The 21,557-nt window shown below is 65.5% G+C and carries 22 protein-coding genes; 10 read left to right on the forward strand and 12 right to left on the reverse strand.

Going from position 1 to position 21,557, the window contains the following annotated elements:
* Position 1: 1 nt before the first annotated feature.
* Positions 2-1,264 carry a DNA polymerase IV gene (locus tag ACFSM0_RS16055; RefSeq protein ID WP_377392748.1) on the reverse strand — a complete coding sequence of 421 codons (1,263 nt, stop codon included), beginning with the start codon at positions 1,262-1,264 and terminating at the stop codon, positions 2-4.
* Between the two features lie 195 nt (positions 1,265-1,459).
* Positions 1,460-4,075 carry an ATP-dependent chaperone ClpB gene (gene clpB, locus ACFSM0_RS16060; RefSeq protein ID WP_377392751.1) on the reverse strand — a complete coding sequence of 872 codons (2,616 nt, stop codon included), beginning with the start codon at positions 4,073-4,075 and terminating at the stop codon, positions 1,460-1,462.
* Between the two features lie 207 nt (positions 4,076-4,282).
* On the opposite strand from clpB, the gene ACFSM0_RS16065 reads away from it, so the two are divergent.
* Together ACFSM0_RS16065 and pyrF are read left to right on the forward strand one after the other, a co-directional pair.
* A complete protein-coding gene (locus ACFSM0_RS16065) occupies positions 4,283-4,492 on the forward strand; it encodes a hypothetical protein (RefSeq protein WP_377392754.1) in 210 nt (69 codons plus the stop codon).
* Positions 4,493-4,558: 66 nt separating this feature from the next.
* Positions 4,559-5,263: an orotidine-5'-phosphate decarboxylase gene (gene pyrF / locus ACFSM0_RS16070; protein WP_377392756.1), complete on the forward strand. Its 705-nt coding sequence runs from the start codon at positions 4,559-4,561 to the stop codon at positions 5,261-5,263.
* Between the two features lie 70 nt (positions 5,264-5,333).
* On the opposite strand, the gene ACFSM0_RS16075 is transcribed toward pyrF, so the two are convergent.
* The 6 genes from ACFSM0_RS16075 to ACFSM0_RS16100 all read right to left on the reverse strand — a co-directional run bounded on the left by ACFSM0_RS16075 (position 5,334) and on the right by ACFSM0_RS16100 (position 8,560).
* Positions 5,334-5,486: a hypothetical protein gene (locus ACFSM0_RS16075; protein ID WP_377392758.1), complete on the reverse strand. Its 153-nt coding sequence runs from the start codon at positions 5,484-5,486 to the stop codon at positions 5,334-5,336.
* Positions 5,487-5,571: 85 nt separating this feature from the next.
* Positions 5,572-5,844 carry an NfeD family protein gene (locus tag ACFSM0_RS16080; RefSeq protein WP_377392761.1) on the reverse strand — a complete coding sequence of 91 codons (273 nt, stop codon included), beginning with the start codon at positions 5,842-5,844 and terminating at the stop codon, positions 5,572-5,574.
* Positions 5,844-6,725: an SPFH domain-containing protein gene (locus tag ACFSM0_RS16085; RefSeq protein WP_377392763.1), complete on the reverse strand. Its 882-nt coding sequence runs from the start codon at positions 6,723-6,725 to the stop codon at positions 5,844-5,846. Before ACFSM0_RS16085 ends, ACFSM0_RS16080 begins: the two co-directional genes overlap by 1 nt.
* Positions 6,726-6,764: 39 nt before the next feature.
* Complete coding sequence (locus ACFSM0_RS16090) at positions 6,765-7,034, reverse strand: hypothetical protein (protein WP_377392765.1); 270 nt, start codon at positions 7,032-7,034, stop codon at positions 6,765-6,767.
* Entirely contained in the window at positions 7,034-7,273 is a 240-nt protein-coding gene (locus tag ACFSM0_RS16095) for a GlsB/YeaQ/YmgE family stress response membrane protein (protein WP_377392768.1), read from the reverse strand. Before ACFSM0_RS16095 ends, ACFSM0_RS16090 begins: the two co-directional genes overlap by 1 nt.
* A 108-nt stretch (positions 7,274-7,381) precedes the next feature.
* Positions 7,382-8,560, reverse strand: a complete 1,179-nt coding sequence (locus tag ACFSM0_RS16100) for a MalY/PatB family protein (protein ID WP_377392771.1) — start codon at positions 8,558-8,560, stop codon at positions 7,382-7,384.
* Positions 8,561-8,748: 188 nt separating this feature from the next.
* Between ACFSM0_RS16100 and def (ACFSM0_RS16105) the strand changes: the two genes are divergently transcribed.
* The 3 genes from def (ACFSM0_RS16105) to fmt are packed head-to-tail and all read left to right on the forward strand — an operon-like array spanning position 8,749 to position 10,698.
* Positions 8,749-9,291: a peptide deformylase gene (gene def, locus ACFSM0_RS16105; RefSeq protein WP_377392774.1), complete on the forward strand. Its 543-nt coding sequence runs from the start codon at positions 8,749-8,751 to the stop codon at positions 9,289-9,291.
* Position 9,292: 1 nt separating this feature from the next.
* Positions 9,293-9,802, forward strand: a complete 510-nt coding sequence (gene def, locus ACFSM0_RS16110; RefSeq protein WP_377392777.1) for a peptide deformylase — start codon at positions 9,293-9,295, stop codon at positions 9,800-9,802.
* Positions 9,802-10,698, forward strand: coding sequence for a methionyl-tRNA formyltransferase (fmt, locus tag ACFSM0_RS16115; protein ID WP_377392780.1), 897 nt, complete (start codon positions 9,802-9,804; stop codon positions 10,696-10,698). The genes def (ACFSM0_RS16110) and fmt overlap by 1 nt, the downstream gene beginning before the upstream one ends.
* An 8-nt stretch (positions 10,699-10,706) precedes the next feature.
* Here fmt and ACFSM0_RS16120 read toward each other — a convergent pair whose 3' ends face one another.
* Complete coding sequence (locus ACFSM0_RS16120; RefSeq protein ID WP_377392783.1) at positions 10,707-11,054, reverse strand: hypothetical protein; 348 nt, start codon at positions 11,052-11,054, stop codon at positions 10,707-10,709.
* A gap of 216 nt (positions 11,055-11,270) precedes the next feature.
* On the opposite strand from ACFSM0_RS16120, the gene ACFSM0_RS16125 reads away from it, so the two are divergent.
* A complete protein-coding gene (locus ACFSM0_RS16125) occupies positions 11,271-12,437 on the forward strand; it encodes a lytic murein transglycosylase (protein ID WP_377392786.1) in 1,167 nt (388 codons plus the stop codon).
* On the opposite strand, the gene ACFSM0_RS16130 is transcribed toward ACFSM0_RS16125, so the two are convergent.
* Complete coding sequence (locus ACFSM0_RS16130) at positions 12,434-13,894, reverse strand: HlyD family type I secretion periplasmic adaptor subunit (RefSeq protein ID WP_377392789.1); 1,461 nt, start codon at positions 13,892-13,894, stop codon at positions 12,434-12,436. The genes ACFSM0_RS16125 and ACFSM0_RS16130 overlap by 4 nt on opposite strands.
* Positions 13,891-15,627: a type I secretion system permease/ATPase gene (locus tag ACFSM0_RS16135; protein ID WP_377392792.1), complete on the reverse strand. Its 1,737-nt coding sequence runs from the start codon at positions 15,625-15,627 to the stop codon at positions 13,891-13,893. The genes ACFSM0_RS16130 and ACFSM0_RS16135 overlap by 4 nt, the downstream gene beginning before the upstream one ends.
* 201 nt (positions 15,628-15,828) lie before the next feature.
* Here ACFSM0_RS16135 and ACFSM0_RS16140 point away from each other — a divergent pair, with 201 nt between their 5' ends.
* Both ACFSM0_RS16140 and ACFSM0_RS16145 read left to right on the forward strand, forming a co-directional pair.
* Positions 15,829-16,596, forward strand: coding sequence for an MlaA family lipoprotein (locus tag ACFSM0_RS16140; RefSeq protein ID WP_377392795.1), 768 nt, complete (start codon positions 15,829-15,831; stop codon positions 16,594-16,596).
* The gene (locus tag ACFSM0_RS16145; RefSeq protein WP_377392798.1) at positions 16,586-17,206 is read left to right on the forward strand and encodes an MlaC/ttg2D family ABC transporter substrate-binding protein; all 621 of its coding nucleotides are present in this window, start codon (positions 16,586-16,588) and stop codon (positions 17,204-17,206) included. Before ACFSM0_RS16140 ends, ACFSM0_RS16145 begins: the two co-directional genes overlap by 11 nt.
* A gap of 70 nt (positions 17,207-17,276) precedes the next feature.
* On the opposite strand, the gene ACFSM0_RS16150 is transcribed toward ACFSM0_RS16145, so the two are convergent.
* Positions 17,277-19,529, reverse strand: a complete 2,253-nt coding sequence (locus ACFSM0_RS16150) for a transglycosylase domain-containing protein (RefSeq protein ID WP_377392801.1) — start codon at positions 19,527-19,529, stop codon at positions 17,277-17,279.
* 259 nt (positions 19,530-19,788) lie between these two features.
* Here ACFSM0_RS16150 and ACFSM0_RS16155 point away from each other — a divergent pair, with 259 nt between their 5' ends.
* Positions 19,789-20,127, forward strand: coding sequence for a P-II family nitrogen regulator (locus tag ACFSM0_RS16155; protein WP_377392804.1), 339 nt, complete (start codon positions 19,789-19,791; stop codon positions 20,125-20,127).
* A 25-nt stretch (positions 20,128-20,152) separates the two neighbouring features.
* Positions 20,153-21,508, forward strand: a complete 1,356-nt coding sequence (locus ACFSM0_RS16160) for an ammonium transporter (protein WP_377392807.1) — start codon at positions 20,153-20,155, stop codon at positions 21,506-21,508.
* The last annotated feature ends 49 nt before the right edge of the window (positions 21,509-21,557 follow it).

The following is a 21,557-nucleotide window of genomic DNA, read 5'->3' on the forward strand; positions in this document are numbered from 1 at the left end:
CTCAGGAGCGCTCCCAGCCGCGCCCGAGCCGAATCGCCGCGTCGCCAAATTTTGCCCGAATCGCATCGGCGGCCCGCTCCGCCCCGGCGCGGGCTTTGGCTTGCGGGTCAAACAGATCACCCGTCGGGTCCGCGCCGGTGGCGGGCACAAGGTCGGTATAGCCCGCGCCGATCAGGCGAAACGGCCCAGGCTCGGGCAGCGCCCGCAAAAGCGCCCGGCTGGCGCGAAACAGCGTGTCCGCCAGTTGCGCGGGCTCATCCAGCCGGGTCTGGCGGCTGATCGCACTGAAATCGGCGCGACGCAGCTTCAACACCGCCGTGCGTCCCGCGAGCCCCTTGGCCTTCATCCGGTCGGCGGCTTTCTCGCACATGCTCCAGAGATGATTCTCAAGCGTCTCGCGGTCCTTGATATCCGTCTCGAACGTGGTCTCATGCGAGACGGATTTGAGCGGCGCATCGGCGGTGATGGAGCGCCGGTCAATGCCCTGCGCCAGATCGGCGATGCGCGCGCCCGTGGCGCCAAAGCGCGCCTCGAGCGCGGGCTTCCCGGCGCGGCGCACATCTGCAAGCGTGCGCAGCCCGGCGCGGGCGAGCGCGGCGCGCGTCGCCTCCCCCACCCCCCAAAGGATCGACACCGGCTTGTCGCGCAAGAAAGCCTCGGTATCGGCGCGCCCGAGCACCGAGAAGCCGCGCGGCTTGTCGAGATCGGAGGCGATCTTGGCGAGGAACTTGTTGTGCGACAGCCCGATCGAGGCGGTGACGCCGATCTCGGCTTCGATCTCGCGGATCAGCCGGGCCAGCACCAGGGCGGGCGGCGCGTGATGGAGCCTCTCGGTGCCGGTCAGGTCCAGAAAAGCCTCATCAAGCGAGAGCGGTTCGACCAGCGGGGTGAGCGCGGTGAATTTGGCGCGGATCTGCGCCGAGACCTCGGCATAGCGCGCGCGGCGCGGCGCAATCACGGTGGCCTCGGGGCAGAGCCTGCGCGCCTCGAACATCGGCATGGCCGAGCGCACCCCGGCGATGCGCGCAATATAGCAGCAGGTGGTGACAACGCCGCGGGTGCCCCCGCCAACAATGATCGGCGTGCCCGAAAGCGCGGGATCATCGCGCTTCTCGACCGAGGCAAAGAAGCTGTCGCAATCGACATGGGCGATCGAGAGGCGGAAAAGCTCAGGATGCGAGAGCATGCGTGGGCGCCCGCAGCGCGGGCAGCGCGCGGGGGCGGTATCGAAGGTGGCAAGGCAATCGCGGCACAGGGCGGGCATGACGCCCAATCTAACGCAAGGCCGCGCCGGGCGGGAGGGGGCGCTGCCCCCTCGGCGCGTGCCGCGCCTCACCCCCGGGATATTTGCACAAAGTCGAAGGGAAGAACCGGGCCTGCTTCGACTTTGCGCAAATATCCTCGGGGGGTGAATTCGGCAAAGCCGAAGAGGGGGGCAGACGGCCCCCCTCTCCCCGGGTCAGTTCAGGACGCGGTCCTCGGGCTGGATGCGCTGCGAGGCGGAGAGGCGGCCGCCCACCACAAGCCCGTCGGGGCCGGCGGTGACCTTGACCTCGGCGCCGTCCAGCACTTCGCCCGCAAGGATCAGCTCGGCCAGCGGATCTTGCAGCGCGCGCTGGATCACCCGTTTGAGCGGGCGCGCGCCGAACACCGGGTCATAGCCCTCGTCGGCGAGCCATTGCCGCGCGGCCTCATCGAGCGCGAGCGTGATCTTGCGCGCGGCGAGCCGTTTTTCGAGCCGGGCGAGCTGGATCGTGACGATGCCGTCCATATTGGCGCGGTTGAGCCGGTCGAAGATCACCATCTCGTCCAGGCGGTTCAGGAATTCGGGGCGGAAATGCATCCGCACCGCTTCCATCACCTCCGCTTTCGCCTCCGAAGCATCCGAGCCCTCGGGCAGGCGGCTCAAGGCCTGGGAGCCGAGGTTCGAGGTCAGCACGATCAGCGTCTGCTTGAAATCGACCGTGCGGCCCTGGCCATCGGTGAGCACGCCATCATCGAGCACCTGCAAGAGCACGTTGAACACATCGGGGTGTGCCTTCTCCACCTCGTCAAAGAGCACGACCTGATAGGGGCGCCGCCGCACCGCCTCGGTGAGCACGCCGCCCTCGTCATAGCCGACATAGCCGGGCGGGGCGCCGATCAGCCGGGCCACGGAATGTTTCTCCATGAATTCCGACATGTCGATCCGCACCATCGCCGCGTCGTCGTCAAAGAGGTAGTTGGCGACGGCTTTGGTGAGCTCGGTCTTGCCGACCCCGGTCGGGCCGAGGAACAGGAAGGAGCCGAGCGGGCGGTTTTCATCGTTCAGCCCCGCACGGGCACGGCGCACGGCATTCGAGACGGCGGTGATCGCCGCATCCTGCCCGATCACCCGGCGATGGAGTTCTTCCTCCATCTTCAGCAGTTTCTCGCGCTCGCCCTCGAGCATTTTCGAGGTCGGGATGCCGGTCCAGCGTTCGACCACTTCGGCGATCTGCTCGGGGCGGACGGCCTCTTCGACCATCTTCGCCTCGCTCGCCTCTTCGGCCTCGGCCAGCACCCGCTCAAGCTCGGGAATGCGCCCATATTGCAACTCGCCCGCCTTGGCGAAGTTGCCCTCGCGTTTGGCCTGCTCCAGTTGCGCGCGCGCCTGCTCAAGCTGCTCCTTGACCGAGCGGGAAGCTTCTAGCATGTCGCGTTCGGCCTGCCATTTCGCGGTCATTGCCGCAGAGCGGTCCTGCACCTCGGCCAGATCTTTTTCGAGCTTTTCGAGCCGGTCCTTGGAGGCGGCATCATCCTCGCGCTTGAGCGCCTCGGCCTCGATCTGCATCTGCAGGATCTGCCGGTCGAGCGCGTCAAGCTCTTCGGGCTTGCTGTCCACTTCCATCCGCAGCCGGCTCGCGGCCTCGTCGACAAGGTCGATCGCCTTGTCGGGGAGAAACCGGTCGGTGATGTAGCGGTGCGAGAGCTGCGCCGCGGCCACCAGAGCCGAGTCGGAGATCCGCACGCCGTGGTGCAGCTCGTATTTTTCCTTGATGCCGCGCAGGATCGAGATCGTGTCCTCGACCGTGGGCTCGCTCACCATCACCGGCTGGAAGCGCCGCGCAAGGGCCGCGTCTTTCTCGACATATTTGCGGTATTCATCGAGCGTGGTGGCGCCGACGCAATGCAGCTCGCCCCGCGCCAGCGCGGGCTTGATCAGGTTGGCCGCATCCATCGCGCCATCGGATTTGCCCGCGCCCACAAGCGTGTGCATCTCGTCGATGAAAAGGATGATCTCGCCCGCGGCCGCCTCGATCTCTTTCAGGATCGCTTTCAGCCGTTCTTCGAACTCGCCGCGGTATTTGGCGCCTGCAATCAGCGCGCCCATGTCGAGCGCCAGAAGTTTCTTGTTCTTCAGGCTCTCGGGCACGTCGCCGTCGATGATGCGCAGCGCCAGCCCCTCGGCGATGGCGGTTTTGCCCACGCCGGGCTCCCCGATCAGCACCGGGTTGTTCTTGGTGCGGCGCGAAAGCACCTGCATGGTGCGGCGGATCTCGTCATCACGACCGATGATCGGGTCGATCTTGCCGTCCTCCGCGGCGGCCGTCAGGTCGCGGGCATATTTCTTCAGCGCGTCATAGCCCTCTTCGGCGGAGGCAGTGTCGGCGGTGCGGCCCTTGCGGATGTCATTGATCGCGGTGTTGAGCTTTTGCGCCGTCACCGCGCCCGCATCGAGCGCGTCTTTCGCCTTTGTATTGACCATGGCGAGCGCCATCAGCATCCGCTCCACCGGAACGAAGCTGTCGCCCGCCTTTTTCGCCAGTTTCTCGGCCTCGTCGAGCACCCGCACAAGGCTTTGCTCCACGTAAACCTGCCCGTCGCCGCCCGAGACCTTCGGCAGTTTCGAGACGTAAAGATCAACCGTTTCCTGCACGCGTTTGGGCTCGCCGCCAGCGCGGCTGATCAGATTGGCCGAGAGCCCCTGATCGTCATCCATCAGCGCTTTCAGAAGGTGTTCGGGCACCACGCGTTGATGCCCCTCGCGCATCGCGATCGTCTGGGCGGCTTGCAAAAAGCTGCGCGACCGTTCCGTGAACTTCTCCATGTTCATCGGTTCTCTCCTCTATCAAGCCCCCGGCCCAGAGGCGCCCATCATGGCACGCCCCGTCTGCGGGTCTTGAGAGAGAGGTGGTTTTTGTGCCGTCAGGGTTCAAGAGGGCGGGCGTCGAGGCGGCAAAATTTCCGCGTGGCGGGGCGCTGGAAACTTTTTGGTAACCTCAAGCGTTGAAGCTTGAGCTTCCCTTCGCGAGGTCCGCCCATGCGTCAGAGCACCGCCATCCGCATTGCGCATCTGCTTTACGATGCCGCACGCCGCCAGTTTGAGGCCGTGGTTGAGTTTTTTGCGCCCGGCATGCCGGTGCCGCTGCGGGTGCCTGTGCGTGTTTCCGCCGCGCCCGACATCTCGCATCGCCGCCTTGTTGATGTGCTCACCCGCGAGGCGCAGCGCCGCGGCATTGGCAGGCTCTAAATGCCTTGACCGGGTCCGGGATCGGGGGCAGAACGCGGCCGTTTGCCCTTTTGCCCGGAGAGTGCCATGAGCTTGCCTGCCGATGACCGACTGATCGTTGCGATGGATGTGCCAAATGCTGTGGCGGGGCTGGAGCTTGCGGCGCAGCTTGGCGATGCGGTGAGCTTTTACAAGATCGGGCTCGGGATGCTGACGGGCGGCGGGCTGGCGCTGGCCAACGAGCTCAAGGCCGAGCAGGGCAAGAAGATCTTTCTCGACATGAAATTCTTCGACATCGGCGCCACGGTCGAGGCGGCGGTGCGCGGCATTGCGCGGTATGACCTCGACTTTCTCACCGTGCATGGCGACCCCTATGTGGTGAAAGCGGCGAAAGAGGGGGCGGCGGGCAAGGATCTGAAGATCCTCGCGGTAACGATCCTGACCTCGCTCGACCGCGCCGATCTCGACGGCGCGATGATCCGGGCGGGGGAGATTGCCGATCTCGTGGTGGAGCGGGCGGGCAAGGCCTTTGCCGCCGGAGCGGACGGGGTGATTGCCTCCCCGCGTGAGGCGGCGCTGATTCGCGCCCTTCCCGAGGCGGCGGGCAAGCTCATCGTCACGCCGGGCGTGCGGCCTGCCGGGGCGGCGCTTGGCGATCAAAAGCGGGTGGAAACGCCTGCCGCCGCGCTCACGGCCGGGGCCGATCATATCGTCGTCGGGCGCCCGGTCTGGAGGGCGGAAGATCCGCGCGCCGCGGCGCAGGCGATCTTGCGCGAGATCGCGGCGATCTGAGCGGGGCGGCACACATACAAGCGGCGGCCAATGGCCGCCGGTTCTTGGGTCTGAATGCGGGTGTCTGGCGTCAGTGCGCCGCGCCTTCGGCCACCGGCGCGTGGTGCGACAGGCTCATCGGTTGCGCAAAAGTCAGCCAGAGCACCAGGCCGACAAAACAGACAATCACAGCCGTCAGAAAAAACTTGAGGCCCTTGGTTTCTTGGGGAAAGTCATTGGTCATGGTCGCGCTCCTGTGCTCCTTCCGCGTCCTTACGCCGCATGCGTCGATCCGTCCAGTCTCACATGCAGGAATGCGCAGGTTCCGCTCAGTTTTCGTTGATATCGCGGTCCCAGATCCGCGTCTGGCCGGCGCGCACGCCAAGAATGCGCCGCAATGCATACCACACGAGCACAGCGGCAATGGCAAGCACAAGCACCGTCAGCGGCAGCGAGTTTGCAAGCAGGCCAAGCCAGAGCAAAACGCCCACAAGCACCGAGCCTGCCGCGAAGCCCAGGAGGATGAAGCCGGGCAGCACCATCTCGAGCCCGCCCAGCACAACGCCCGCCACAATCCAGATCCAGGGGTCTTGCCAGGACATCAGCCTTTTCCTTTCAGGAGCTTGAACGCCTCGCCAAAGGCTTCCACCGCGGAGGTGGGCAGAATCACCGTTTGCTTGCCCTGACCGGCGGCAACCTTGGAAATTGCGTCGACCTGTTTGAGCGCGACCTGATACTGCGCCGCCTCAAGCCCGTTTTCGGCAATCGCCGCAGCGATCACCGCCGTGGCAAAGGCCTCCGCCTCGGCGGTGATGCGCTTTGCTTTGGCTTGTTGCTCGGCGGCATAGAGATCGGCATCGGCGGCAAGTTCGACCGCGCGTTTGCGCCCCTCGGCCTCGGTCACCTGCGCACGCCGCGCCCGCTCGGCATTGAGTTGCTGCAACATCGCCGCGCGCGTCGCCTCGTCGAGATTCACATCAAGGATCTCGGCGCGGGTGACCTCGATCCCCCAGTCATCAACCACATTCGCCACATTGTCGCGGATATGCGAAATGAGGCCGGAGCGGTTGGACTGCACCGTATCCAGCTCCATCTGCCCGATCTGGGAGCGCACGATCCCGGCCACGGTGGTGGCGATGGCGGCGTCGATGTCGCGGATCCGGTAGACGGTCTTTTCCGGTTCGGTGACGCGGTAAAAGACCGAGGTATCCACCTGCACCAGCACGTTGTCGGCGGTGATCGCATCCTGCCGCGTGGTGGGAAGCTGGCGTTCGAGCACCGAGACCTTGTGCGCCACCCGGTCGAGGAAGGGGACGATGAAGTTGATCCCCGGCCCGAGCACGGCGCGCAGCCGCCCGAATCGCTCGACCACATGTTTTTCCGATTGCGGCACGATCCGCACGCCGAGGAACACAGCGAGAATGAGGAACGCGGCCAGCGCCAGCATCACGGCATTGCCGCCGATCAGGTCTTCAGGGGTCACGGATCAATCTCCTTTGAAAAATGCGCAAGGCGCGCCCGCTCAGGGCTTGGCAATATCCGAGGGCAGGTTCGGCGCCCGTTCCTCGGGCAGGGCTTGTTCCGGTGCGGGGCTCACCACGGCCGCGGGGGCGGCGAGGATCTCGGGCGCCTTATCCACCGGCTGAGGCAAGAGTTTGACGCCAACGAGAATCGCCGCGACAACCACGGCCCAGCCGCCCGGGCGCGACATCAGCCACAGCCCGATGCCAAAGAGCCCGAGCGCGGTGCGCATCGAGGCCATGCCGGCAAAGCTCAGAAGCGGTCCCCACATCAGCGTTTTCCTCCATAGGCCTGCCATGCCCAAATGAGCGCCATGGCGCCGAGCACGGCGCCCACGAGCCCCGCCATCAGCCCCATGATCGCGATCAGGAAGCGCAGCACAAGGCCCCCCACCAGCGCGCCAAAGACGCCGATGGCGATGGTGGTGGGAATATCTGTGTCGATCTTCATCAGCCGTGTGGCCAGAAATCCGGCGGCGATGCCGATCAAGATGAAGGTGATCACGGGCAAGGGCACTCCTCCGGTCCATCCCGAATGCCGGTCCAATATGGGCGGGGCGGGGCGCAAAGAAAAGCCCCGGCGCAGAGGCCGGGGCGAGGGGCCGCTTCTGGTGGCGGACTATTGCAGATCGGCGAAGGCGCTGGCGAGGCGCTCGGCGGCCTCGATCACCCGCGCGCGCGGGGTGGCGAGGTTGAAGCGCAGGAAGCTCTCGCCGCCGGGCCCGAAAGTGGCGCCGTGGTTGGCCGCGATTTTCGCGCCCTTCTCGACGCGGGCGATGAACTCTTCTGCCGCCATGCCGGTGCCGGCAAAATCGACCCAGGCCAGATAGGTCGCTTCGAGCGGCATGGATTTGAGCCCCGGAATCGCGTTCACCTTGTCATCGAACAGGCGGCGGTTGCCGTCGAGATAGTGGTTGAGCGCATCGACCCAGGCGGCGCCTTCGGGCGAATAGGCGGCGGTTGCCATGGCAAGGCCGAAGCTGTTGGGCGAGATCGCCTGCGCCGCCATCGCGCCCGCAAAGCGTTTGCGCAGCTCCGGGTCGGCAATGATCACATTGCCCGAATGCGCGCCGGCGATGTTGAAGGTTTTCGTTGTGGCCGACATCATCACCAGCGGCTGATCGGGCAGGGCGACCGCTGCGGGAATATGCGTGTGGCCGGGCATCACGAGGTCATGGTGGATCTCGTCCGACACCAGCACCAGCCCGTGCCGCTTCGCAAAGGCGGCCGTCGCCTCGATATCTGCGCGGCTCCAGACCCGCCCGCCCGGATTGTGCGGCGAGCACAGGATCAGCATTTTCGCGGTGCCGTCCATCTGCGCGTCCCAGGCGTCGAAATCCATCTCATAGCGGCCGTTCTCAAGTTTGAGCTGGCAATCGACGACCTTGCGGCCCGCGGCCCGGATCACCCGCGCGAAGGAATGGTAGACCGGCGTCATCAGCACCACGCCGTCGCCCGGCTGGGTGAAGGCATCAAGGCAGAGCGCGGTTCCGTTCACCAACCCATGGGTGGTGAAGATCCACTCGGGCGCCACCTGCCAGCCATGCCGGTGCGCCATCCACCACTGGATCGCGGCGTGATAGGGGCGGTCGTCGCCCCAGTAGCCGAAAACGCCCTGATGGATGAGCTTTTCGACCGCCTCGGTCACCGCTTGCGGCGGGCGGAAATCCATGTCCGCCACCCACATCGCGATGCCCTCGCCCGGCGGCACGCCGTAAATTTCTTCCATGCAGTCCCATTTCACCGAATGGGTGCCGATACGGTCGATGACTTCATCGAAGTCGGGAAGGGTGGTCATGCCGGGCTCCTTGGGGCGATGTTCTTGTGGTGAGTGATATTCCGGTCCATTGTTCCAGTGAAGATAAAAAACATAGAACAAATTCCTGAAATTTTGCCAATTTCAGGAACAGACCTGCGCGCAAAGGTCGCCGTGTCGTTATCGGCGCAGATATTGCACGCGCGCGAGCCATGGCTTAGATCAGTTTCATGACGTTGAAAACCATCCTGCTCCATCCCGATCCGCGGCTCAAGAAGACCTGCGACCCCGTCGCCACGATTGACGACGAGATCCGGCAATTGGCCGATGACATGCTCGAGACGATGTATGACGCCCCCGGCGTTGGCCTTGCGGGGCCGCAGGTGGGCGTGCTCAAGCGCATCTTCGTGATGGATTGCGCCAAGGACAAGCTCGGCATTCCCGAGCCGATGGTGATGGTGAACCCGGAGATCAGCTGGGTCTCCGAGGAAAAGAACGTGCATGAAGAGGGCTGCCTGTCGCTGCCCGAACAATATGCCGATGTCACCCGCCCGAAAGAGGTGCGGATGCGCTGGCTTGGTCTTGACGGGCAGATGCATGAGGAACAGTTCGACAGCCTCTGGGCGACCTGTGCACAGCATGAGCTTGATCACCTCAACGGCACGCTTTTCATCGACCATCTGGGGCCGCTCAAGCGGCAGATGATCACCCGCAAGCTCGAAAAGTGGAAGCGCGAGAAAGCGCGGGAAGCCAAGAGCAGCAGCTGGGTCTGAGATGGCTGTCCGCCCGTTCATTGCTTACGACGACAAGCGCCTGCATACGCCTGCCGACCCGGTTGCCGCGATCACCGAGACGGTGCGGATGATCTGGGATGACATGATCGACACGATGGAGGCGATGCCGGGGCAGGGCGTTGGCTTGGCCGCGCCGCAAATCGGCATTCTGATGCGGCTCGCCGTGGTCGATGCCTCCGAGGCGCGGGGGCAGGTGGTGCGGATGGCGAACCCCGAGGTGCTTCATGCCTCGGTGCAGTTCCGCAAGCACGAAGAGGGCAGCCCGAATCTGCCCGGCGTCTGGGCCGCGGTCGAGCGCCCCCGCGCGGTGACGGTGCGGTTTCTCAACGATCAGGGCGCGGTGGAAGAGCGCGATTTTGTCGGGCTCTGGGCCACTTCGGTGCAGCACCAGATCGACCATCTGAACGGCAAGACTTACGTGGACCACCTCAGCGCGCTGCGGCGCAAGATGCTGGTGGCGAAATCGGCCAAATTCGCAAAGAGAGCCTGATGCGCATCCTCTTCATGGGCACCCCCGATTTTTCTGTGCCGGTGCTCGACGCGCTGGCGGCGCGCCACGAGATCTGCGCCGTTTATACCCAGCCGCCGCGGCCCGCCGGGCGCGGCAAGGCGCTTCGTCCCGCGCCGGTGCAGGCACGGGCCGAGGCTCTGGGGCTTGCGGTGCGCCATCCGCTGAATTTCAAGGCCGCCGAAGACCGCGAGGCGCTGGCCGCGCTTGATGCCGATATTGCCGTGGTCGTCGCTTACGGGCTGCTGTTGCCCCAAGCTGTGCTCGATGCGCCGCGGCTTGGCTGTCTCAATATTCATGCCTCGCTTTTGCCGCGCTGGCGCGGCGCGGCGCCGATCCACCGTGCGGTGATGGCGGGCGATGCCGAGACGGGCGTGTGCATCATGCAGATGGAAGCGGGGCTCGATACCGGGCCGGTGCTGTTGCGTGAGTCGCTTGCGATTGGCGCAACCGAGACCACCGGCGCGTTGCATGACCGGCTGAGTGCGCTGGGCGCAAAGCTGATCCTTGAAGCGCTCGATCTGCTCGGTGAGCTGACCCCGGAGGTGCAACCCGAGCTGGGTGTCACCTATGCAAAAAAGATCGACAAGGCCGAGGCGCGGGTAGAGTGGGCCCGCCCGGCGGCGGAGGTCGTGCGCCATATCAACGGGCTCTCGCCCTTCCCGGGGGCCTGGTGCCTTGTGGGGGGGGAACGGGTGAAGCTCTTGCGCGCGACCATTGCAGAGGGCGCGGGCGCGCCCGGTCAGGTGCTCGAGGGCTTCGATATTGCCTGTGCCACGGGGGCGCTGCGCGTGCTGGAAGCCCAGCGCGAGGGCAAGAAACCGATGCCGGCGGGCGAGGTGCTCAAGGGGCTGACGCTCCCCGACCGGCTCGACTGATTCGGGGATCAGGCGGAGGGCAGATAGCCCGCGGGCGCATTCTCATCGCGCACAAAATCAAGCGCCGGTCCCTGACGCACCGGGGTTTCGCGCTTGGTGGTGCACAGAAGCTCGCTGCCCTCGACCTCCGAGGCCATGATCAGCGCCGTCGAGACATGGCGCGGCCCCTCATAAAGATCAACGTGGCCACGCAGTTTGCTGACACCTTCAGCATCCAGCGAGAAGCCGCCCACCCAGCGCCGCAGCACCGGCCAGACCTTCCCCGCCGCATGCACGCTCAAACGCAAGGGGCGCTTCGTCTCCCGGCGACGCGCCTGTTGCAGACCATCCAGAATGTCGTTCGGCAAGAACTCCATCGCACCCTCCCAATCGGGCCCCCAAGTCACGCGCCCTCTCCCCAGAACGCTTAAGCTAAATCTGTAACATAAAGTTTAAAATTCAAGCGGATCGTCGCGTTATGCCGCAAAGATTTTCCGTTCGTGCCGCGCTCGACACGACCGTGTGCCGGTGCGACGGTTGCCCTGCGGACGTGCCGCGGCTAGCTTGCCGGCATTGCTTTGACGGGGGTCTCCATGCGCGCTTTCCTTTCTGCCCTTTGCCTGACCGCCTGCCTGCCGCTTGCGGCGCAGGCGCAATGCGGCGGCGATTTTTCCAGCTTCGTGGCCGGGCTCAAGGCCGAGGCGCAGCGCGCCGGATTGAGCGCCGCCGAGGCGAATGCCTTTTTCAAGGGCGTGCGGCAGGATGGCCGCGTGCTCAAGGCAGACCGGGCACAGGGCGTGTTCCGCAAGAGTTTTGTCGATTTTGCCTCTGCGGTGATCTCGCAAAACCGGCTCAGCACGGGCGCAAAAATGGCGCAGCGCTATGATGCGGTGTTCGACCGGATCGAGCGGGACTATGGCGTCTCGCGCGGGGTGCTTTTGGCCTTTTGGGGGCTGGAGACAGATTTCGGGCAGGTGCAGGGGGATTTCAACACCCGCGATGCCCTCGTCACCCTTGCGCATGATTGCCGCCGCCCGGATCTGTTCCGGCCGCAGGTCATTGCCGCGGCGCAGCTTTACCAGAGGGGCGATTTTGACCCCGCGCGCACCATCGGCGCCTGGGCGGGCGAGGTCGGGCAGGTGCAGATGCTGCCGGCCGATATTCTGCGCAACGGCGTGGATGGCGACGGCGACGGCCATGTGAACCTGAAAGGATCGAGCGCCGATGCGCTGATGTCGGGCGCAAAGATGATCTCGGGCATGGGCTGGCGCCGGGGCGAGCCTTGGCTGCAGGAGATCACCGTGCCCGAGCAGATGGACTGGGCGCAAACCGGGCTCAACCACAGCCTTTCGACCGATCAATGGGCGCGGATGGGGGTGCGGCCCCGCTCGGGCGCCTTTCAGGGGCGCCAGGGCGCGGTGCTCTTGCCGATGGGGCGCAAGGGGCCGGCCTTTATCGCCTATCCGAATTTCGAGGTGCTGTTCGAGTGGAACAAGAGCTTTGTCTATGTGACCACGGCCGCCTATTTTGCGACCCGGCTGGAAGGCGCGCCCCGGCTCGACCCGCGCGCGGCCGAGCCGGGGCTTGGCGTCGAGCAGATGAAGGCGCTGCAAAAGAAGCTCGCAGCGCGCGGCCATGATGTTGGCCCGATCGACGGGATTCTGGGCGAAAAGACCCGCGAGGCGGTGCAGCGCGAGCAGACCCGCCTGGGCCTGCCCGCCGATGCCTGGCCAACGCCGACGCTGCTCTCGAAGCTTTAATTCTCGCGGAAGGCGCGGGCAAAATAGTCGGTGAAGGGCTTGGTGAGGTAAGCCAGAGGGCTGCGGTCGCCGGTGCGGATATAGGCCTCGGCGGGCATGCCCGGCAGCAGCACGAGCCCGCCAAGCTTGTCTATCTCGCCCGGGTTCAGCATCACCTCAACGCGGAAATAGCTTGCCCGGGTTGTTTCATCGGTGATCGCATCGGCGGAAATGCGCGTGACCTGTCCAAACATCTCGGGCGTGGTGCGGCTGGCAAAGGCCGGAAAGCGCAAGGTGACCGGCTGGCCCACGGTGATTTCGTCGATATTGATCGGCGAGACCTGCACCATCACCACGAGCGGGCGATCTTGCGGCACGATGTAAAGCACTGGCTCGGCGGCCCGAATCACCGCGCGAGGCGTGGTCACCGCGAGTTCGTAGACCCGGCCCTCCACGGGGGCGCGCAGTTCGAGCCGGTTGATCTGTTCGGTCAGCGAGCGGCGCCGCTCGGCGAGTTCCAGCTCGCGGTAGCCGATGTCGCGCAGCTCGCTCTCGGCATCTTCGCGCCGCTTCGAGGAGAGCCGCAGCGCCTCCAGCTCCAGCTCGGTGATTCGCCCTTCGGATTGCGCCTTCTCGGCGGTGAGCTCGCCCATGTCGCCCGCCAGATTGGCGGCTTCGCGTTCCAGCGCCAGCACGCGGCTCGCTTGCGCAAGACCCTTGTCGTAAAGCCCGCGCTGGTCGACGAGTTCCTGCTCGATCAGCGCTTGCTGGCGCTCCAGCGCGGCACGTTGTGCCTCGATGCCGTCGATCTGGGATTGCGTCTGCTCGCGCCGCTTGGCGACTTGTTCGAGCGATTTTTGCAGCGTATCGAGCCGCGCCGCAAAGAGCCTGCGCTGGCCCTCGACCAGTTCGGCCACACTGGCGCTTTTGGTCGCCTCTTCGAGCAGTTCCGCATTGAAGCTGATTTCGGCGGCATCGGCGCGCTCGGCTTCAAGCCGCCCGCGCCGCGCGAGAACTTCAAAGAACTGCCCTTCAACGATCGACCGTTCGGATTGCACAAGCTCCCCGTCAAGCCGGATCAAAAGCTGGCCGGCGGCAACGCGATCGCCTTCCTTCACGGCAATCTCGGCCACCACACCGCCATCGGGGTGTTGCACCACCTGCCGATGCTGGTCCACCTCGACCCGGCCCGAGGCGACCACGGCCCCGGCAATCGAGGAAAAGACAGACCATGCGCCGAAGCCGCCGACCAGTAGGGCAAGGGTCAGGAAGCCAAGCACAAGCGCCGCTCGCGGCGAGAGCCGGGCCGAGGGCCCCGGCGCGGGCTCGCTGGGCGCGGCTGGCGCGAGCGCACGTTGCAACGTGCCCGCGAGGCCGCGCTTTTCGGGGCGCGGGGGCATCGCCTTGTGCACCAGATCGGTCGCGGCATTGGATGTTTCCGGCAGTTGGCCGTTTTCCGCGTCTTCCTTGCGGGTCATGCCACACCTCCGGGTTTGGTGGCGGTTGCGATCTCGTTGGCGTTCTGAACCATCGCCTTGAGCACGTCCTCGCGCGGGCCAAAGGCGCGCCGCGTGCCGTTGTCGAGCACGAGCAGCGTGTCACATTCGGCAATCGCGGCGGGGCGGTGGGCCATGATCAAAACGGCCCCCCCCGCGGCTTTCATGCCCCGCACCGCGGCGTTGAGCGCCTGACTGCCCTCGTTGTCGAGATTGGCGTTCGGTTCGTCGAGCACCAGCAGCACCGGGTTGCCGTAAAGGGCGCGGGCCAGACCGATGCGTTGGATTTGCCCGCCCGAGAGCCGCCCGCCGGTCTGGCTGACCTTGGTGTCATAGCCCTCGGGCAGATCGAGAATGAGCTGGTGCGCCGCGGCGCGTTTGGCAGCATCGACCACCATCGCCGGATCGGGCTTTTCGGCGAGGCGGGCAATGTTCTCGGCGATTGTGCCGTCAAACAGGCCAACACGTTGCGGCAGATAGCCGATCAGATGGCCCAGAACATCCGGGTCGTATTGGTCGAGCGTTGCACCATCAAGGCGCAGCGCGCCGTTGGCGGGGCGCCAAAGCCCGCAGATGGCGCGTGCGAGGGTTGATTTGCCTGCGCCCGAGGGGCCGATCACGCCAAGCGCCTGCCCCGGATCGATGCGGAAGGTGACGGCACGCAGCGTCGGCACCTGCCCGCCCGGCGGCACCACGGTGAGGGCCTGTGCCTCCAGCCTTGCCCGCGGGCGCGGCAAAGATGTGCGCGGCTGCTCAAGCGGGGTCGCGGTGAGCAGAAGCGAGAGCCGCGCCCATCCGTCGCGCGCGCGCGCCAGAATGGCCCAGCCTGCCACCGCCTGCTCAACCGGCGCAAGGGTGCGCCCCATCAGGATCGAGCCCGCGATCATCGCGCCGGGGGTGAGCTCCCCTTGCAGCACCAGCCACGCGCCGAGAGCGAGGATAGCAGATTGCAAAAACAGCCGGAACGTGCGGGTGAAGGTGGAAAAGCCGCCGCTCAGATCGGCGGCGCCGAGGCTGGCTTCCACCGCGCGGCTGCGCGCTTGCTGCCAGCGGCGAAACGCGGCCCCGCGCATGCCGAGCGCCTGCACCAGTTCGGCCTCGTCACGCAGTTGGTCGGCGAGCCGGTCCGAGCGAAGCTGGGTGCCGGTCGCTTCAGACAGCGGGCGGGCGCTCAGGGTCTGGTTGAGCAGCGTGGCGAAAATGAGCAAGACGCCCCCCGTGATGGAGAGCAGGCCGAGCATCGGGTGGAACAGAAAAATCGCCGAGAGGAAAACCGGCACCCAGGGCAGGTCGAACAGCGCGAGAAACACCGGCGCGGAGAGGCAGCGGTTGACAGAATCAAGATCGCGCAATCCGGCAGCCGAGACCGCATCATTGGGGGCAAGCGCATTGCGCCGCAGCGCCGCATCAAACACGCGCGCTTCGAGCCGCGCCTGCAGACGCGCGCCGATGCGCGCGGTAACGCGTGCGCGCGCGTAATCAAGAAGCCCCATCGCCGCGAACAGGAACGCGACCAGAAGGAACAGCGCCGTGAGCGTTTCCACCGAGCGCGCGCCCAGCACCCGGTCATAAACCTGCAGCATGAACATGGGGCCGGTCAGCATCAGCAGGTTCACAAAGGCCGAAAACAGCCCCACGGCCCAGAACAGCTGTCGGTCCTCGCGGCGTGCGGCGCGGAGCTCTGCTTTGCCTGCCGCCAGTTCGTCTTTTTTCATGCCCTCGTCCCCGCCCCCCACCGGCGATTCCCCGCCGAGCCGCACATGCGGGCGGCCCGTCCGGCGCAACCAAACCATAAAATATGCGTCAGCGCCTTGTTTCCTCCGCGCTGCGTCCTTAATGCTTGGCAGGGGTTTGGCCCAAAAAACAGCGATTGTCACCTGCCTTGACGCATCCGGCGCATGGCAGCCGGGGGAACGATGCGGAAAATATTCGGTCTCTGCCTTATTGCGAGTATCACTCTGGCGGCATGTGGTGGCGGGACCACTTCTGCGGGGCCTTCCACGCCCGGGGGCATAAACGACCCCTATGAGGGCACGAACCGGCATATCCACGCCTTCAACAAGGGCGTTGACCGCGCCCTGTTCAAAGCGCGCGAGGGCGAGCCGCGCTCGGTTGACAACGCCGTTTATCGCGGCTTCTCGAACGCGAGTTCCAACCTTTCGCTGCCGGGTAAGGTGGTCAACTCGCTGTTGCAGGGCCGCCCGGCCCCCGCAGCAAAGAATACCTTCCGCTTCGTGATCAACACCACGATCGGGATTGGCGGGATCTTCGATCCGGCGGGCCATGCGCTGGCCCTGCCCGAGACCGATACTGATTTTGGCGAGACGCTGGCGGTCTGGGGCGTGGGAGAGGGCGCTTATGTCGAGCTGCCGATCCTCGGCCCCTCGACCGCGCGCGATGCCGTTGGCCGTGTGGTCGACATGGCGTTCGATCCGCTCGGAAATGTGTTCGACAGCCGAGAGGCGAGTGCGGCGGCCGCGGTCACGGTGGGTGGCAAGGTGGCCGAGCGTAAACAGCACGGCGATATCATCGAATCGGTGCTCTATGACAGCGCCGACAGCTATGCGCAGGAACGCCTGCTCTATTTGCAGATGCGCCGCCATCAGGTGGGGGCGAAGGAGACGAATGATGAGGAAGCCTGGGATCCCTATGCCGATCCTTATGGAGAGCCCGATGCTCAATGAGATTCGCGCCGACCGGCGCCGCGTGCTGATGGGCGCGGGCGCAGCGGGGCTGATGGCGGCGGGTGTGTTGCGCCCGGGCGCAGCCTTCGCGCTCGACGATGGTCAGGCGCGTGCGCTGATCGGCCAAGCCGTGGGTGACATCAACGCCGCGATCGCTTCGGGCAAAACCGGCCCGGCGCTCTATGCGCTGTTCGAGACGATCTTCGTGAAATATGCCGATGTGCCGACGATCGCGCGCTCGGCGCTGGGTGTCGCCGCGCGTCAGGCGAGCGCGAGCCAGATGGCGGCCTTCACCACCGCGTTCCGCGGCTATATCTCGCGCAAATACGGCAAGCGGTTCCGCGAGTTCATCGGGGCGCGCTTCGAGGTGGAAGGCGCGCGCAAGGTCAAGACCTTCTATGAAGTGAGCACGGTGGCGCATCTGCGTGGCCAGGCGCCGTTCGAGGCGCTGTGGCATGTCTCCGACAAGTCGGGCAAGAACCTGTTCTTCAACATCATCATCGAGGGTGTGAACATGCTCGCCGCCGAGCGCACCGAGATCGGCGCCATGCTCGATGCCCGGCGGGGCAATCTGGATGCGCTGATCGCCGATCTGAAAACGGCAAGCTGAGCGCTGGCACAGAAACCGGATCTGAAACGCGGCCCCCCGGGTCGCGTTTTTTTTAATGGGCCGCGTTTTTTTAATAAAGCCCGCGCAGCAGGGAATCGATTGCCTGACCCAGGCCGCTTTGCGGCCTGCTGCGGTTGTCGGGCTGCGGCGGCACTTGCCCCGGCGCCATCAACTGACCATTCACCACCGGCACGCCGCCCTCCGGGATCGGGTCGCCGGAGTTCCAGCTTTGCCCGGCATAGGCATTGTTGCCCCCGGCGCCCCGCCATTCCTCGGGGCTGGCCATCGGCAGCGGATTGACCGGCTGGCCCTCTTCGACCCGCGCCATCACCTCGTGCCAGATCTCGGCAGGCAGGCCGCCGCCGGTGACGCCGGCAAGCGGGCGGTTGTTGTCATAGCCCATCCAGACCCCGGCCACATAATCGGCGGTGAAGCCGATAAACCAGGCATCGCGGGCGGCCTGGGTCGTGCCCGTCTTGCCCGCAACCTCGCGGCCATCAAGGCGCGCGCGCATGCCGGTGCCTTGCTCGACGCCCTGGTGCATCATCCACATCAGTTCGCGCGCGGCGGTCTCGGAGATCACCCGCTCACCCATGCCGCCGCCCGCGCCGAACAGCGGATCACTGTCGCCCTTGAGCCGCAAATCGGTGAGACCATAGGGCCGCACCGAGGAGCCGCCGTTGAGAATGCCCGCAAAGGCGCCCGTCATTTCGAGCAGGGTCGATTCCGAGACGCCGAGCACCACGGCAGGGCCTTTGGCGAGATCGGAGGCGAAGCCGAAATCCGTCGCGGCGCGGCGCACCGCGTCAAAGCCCACGGCCTGCCCCACGCGCACGGTGGCGGTGTTGATCGATCTGGCGAGCGCCTTCCAGAGCGGGATCGCGCCGAGGTAATCCTTGTCGTAGTTCTTCGGCGTCCAGGGGCCGGAACCGGGCACGTTGATGGTCAGCGGCGCATCCTCCACAATCGTGTCGGGCGTCCAGCCCATGTCGAGCGCGACCGCATAGACGAAAGGCTTGAAGGTGGAGCCGGTCTGGCGGCGCGCCTGGGTGGCGCGGTTGAACGCGCCCGAGACTTTCGAGGCGCGCCCGCCCACCATTGCGCGCACCGCGCCATCCGCCGACATCACCACGATTGCGGCTTCCGCCTCCGAGCCTTCCTTGACCTTGGTCTCGAACACGCTTTTCAGCGCCGTCTCTGCCGCCGCCTGCACCCTTTGGTCGAGCGTGGTGCGGATCACCACGTCCTCGGTTGTGTCCTTGGCAAGGAAATCCGGGATCGAATCCATCACCCAATCGGCAAAATAGCCGCCCGCCCGCGCCTGCGCCGCCTCCGAGAGCGTGGCGGGATGGGCGCGTGCCTCGCTCCATTGCGCGTCGGTCAGGTAGCCCTGATCATGCATCAGCGCGAGCACCATGCCCGCGCGCTCTTGCGAGCGCTTGAGGTTGGTGGTGGGCGCATAGGTCGAGGGGGCCTTCAAAAGCCCCGCCAGCATCGCCGCTTGCTGCGGGTTCACATTGGCGGCGGAGATGCCAAAGTAGCGCTGCGCCGCAGCCTCGAACCCGCGCGCCCCCGCGCCAAGATAGGCGCGGTTGAGGTAGATCGTCAGGATCTCCGCCTTGGAATATTTGACCTCCATCGCGAGCGCATAGGGGATCTCCTTGATCTTGCGCTTCACGCCGCCGGAGCGGCAGTCGGTCTCGTATTCAGCCTCGGTCTTCCAGAGCTTCGGGTCATAGGGGACACCAAGGCAGAGGAGCTTGGCCACCTGCTGGGTGATGGTCGAGCCGCCGTTGCCGGAGAGCGGGCCGCGCCCCTCGGAGAGGTTGATGCGGATCGCCGAGATGATGCCGCGCGGGCTGACGCCGAAATGGTGGTAAAAGCGCTTGTCCTCGGTGGCGACGATGGCGTTGCGCAGATAGGGCGAGACGCTGTCCGCCGTGGTCTGGCCGCCGAAGGTCTCGCCGCGCCAGGCAAACACCTTGCCGTCACGGTCCAGCATCGTCACCGAGCCGCGGTTGCGGCCATCGAGAAGTGCCGTGTAATCGGGCAGCTGGCTGTAGAAGTAGAACGTGGCAAGGCCGAGGATCAGCCCGAGGATCGCGCCCGACCGCCAGGTGAAGCCCCAGATCACCCGCCAGACGAGCCCGAAAAGCCCGCCTATGAAGGCGCGGATCGGCCCGCTGCGCCGCGGTTTGCGGGGCTTGCGCGCAGGTTTGCGCGCCGCAGTTGCGGCTGGCTTCGGCGGCGCGTTCGCGCCTTGTTTCGCTGCATATCGCTTGTCCGCGACCAAGGGTCCGCGCCGCCCGCCCGATCCTGCCATTGTCCGTCCATGCCCGTTGTTTTGGGCAACTTACACGCAGGCCGCGGCCATTTCGAGCCGCAACGCATCACGATTCGGTTTTTCATATGCTCAATTTTTATGCGGTTTGCCCAAATTGTGCCTCCGGCGTCGAGAATCGGATTTACGCTGCTCAGGAATGAGGCGGGTGTCCTTGTGCGAACCCCCCTTCCCGCGCCTTCTACGTCCGTGCGGTGCCTCCGGGGCATCGGGGAGTGCTGACAATAGGAAGGGACATCCAGTGAAACTCATCATTGCAGCAATCAAGCCGTTCAAGCTCGAGGAGGTGCGCGAAGCGCTCACCGCCATCGGCGTGCGCGGCATGATGGTGACTGAAATCAAGGGCTTCGGCGCTCAGTCGGGCCACACGGAAATTTATCGCGGTGCCGAATATGCGGTGAATTTTGTACCGAAGGTGAAACTCGAAATCGTGGTCGGCGATGGCCTCGCCGATGAAGTCGTCGAGACGATCCTGAAAGCGGCCAAGACCGACAAGATCGGCGATGGCAAAATCTTCGTGCTCGACGTCAACCAGGCGGTGCGAGTGCGCACCGGCGAAGCCGGCGACGACGCGCTCTAAGCAAGCTCAGGGGGACCAGAGACAAATGAAAAACCTCGCAAAAATTTCGGGCCTTGCCGCGGCGCTTTCCGCGCTCGCGCTGCCCGCTTTCGCTCAGGAGACGGCCGTTGCGGCCGAAGCCGTGGCCGAAGTGGTGGAGGCCGCGCCGGTCATCGACAAGGGTGACGTGGCGTGGATGATGACCGCCTCGGTGCTCGTTCTGTTCATGATCGTGCCGGGCCTCGCGCTGTTCTACGGCGGCCTCGTGCGCACCAAGAACATGCTCTCCGTGCTGATGCAGACCACGATGATCACCTCGGTGGTGATGATCGTCTGGGTCCTTTGGGGCTATTCCTTCGCCTTTGGCGGCGGCACCAACCCGTTCTGGGGCGGCCTTGGCAAGCTCTTCCTGTCCGGCGTGAACCTTGATTCGACCGCCGCCACCTTCACCGATGGTGTGGTGCTGCCCGAATATGTGTTCATCGCCTTCCAGATGACCTTCGCCGCGATCACGCCCGCGCTCTATGTCGGCGCTTTCGCCGAGCGGGTGAAATTCTCGGCCGTGGTGCTCTTCACCATCCTCTGGGTCACCGTGATCTACTTCCCGATCGCGCACATGGTGTGGGATGGCTCGGGCCTGATCTTCAACTGGGGCGCCATCGACTTCGCGGGCGGCACCGTTGTGCACATCAACGCCGGCATCACCGCGCTCGTTTTCGCCTTCGTGATCGGCCCGCGCATCGGCCTTGGCAAAGAGAACATGGCCCCGCATTCGATGACGCTGACCATGACCGGCGCCGCGATGCTGTGGGTTGGCTGGTTCGGCTTCAACGCCGGTTCGAACCTCGAAGCGACCGCCGCTGCCGCGCTGCCGCTGCTCAACACCTTCGTGGCCACTGCTGCCGCCGTCGTGAGCTGGGTTGCCGTTGAAGCGCTGTTCCGTGGCAAGCCCTCGGGTCTCGGCGCGGCGTCGGGCATGGTGGCTGGCCTCGTGGCGATCACCCCGGCTTGCGGCACCTCGGGCCCGGTGGGTGCGATCGTGCTCGGCCTGATCGTCTCCCCGGTCTGCTACTTCTTCGTCACCAAAGTGAAGGCGATGCTGAAATACGACGACAGCCTCGACGTCTTCGGCGTGCACGGTGTGGGCGGTATGGTCGGCGCGATCATGACCGGCGTGCTGATGGCTCCGGCCTTCGGCGGCACGGGCGGCGACGATTTCTCGATCGCTTCGCAAGTGTTCATCCAGGCCAAGGCGGTTCTCGTGACCATCGTCTGGTCGGGCGTCGGCTCGCTGATCCTGCTCTACATCGTCAAGGCGGTTACCGGCCTGCGTGTGGCGGCGGATGACGAACGTCAGGGTCTCGACCTCACGACCCACGGCGAAAGCGCCTACCACTCGTAAGAGCGGCACATCAAAAGAAAGGCCCGGGGGCGACCCCGGGCCTTTTTTG

It is taken from the genome of Rhodobacter lacus (assembly GCF_042683065.1).
In the GTDB taxonomy this organism is placed as follows: Bacteria; Pseudomonadota; Alphaproteobacteria; order Rhodobacterales; family Rhodobacteraceae; genus Rhodobacter; species Rhodobacter lacus.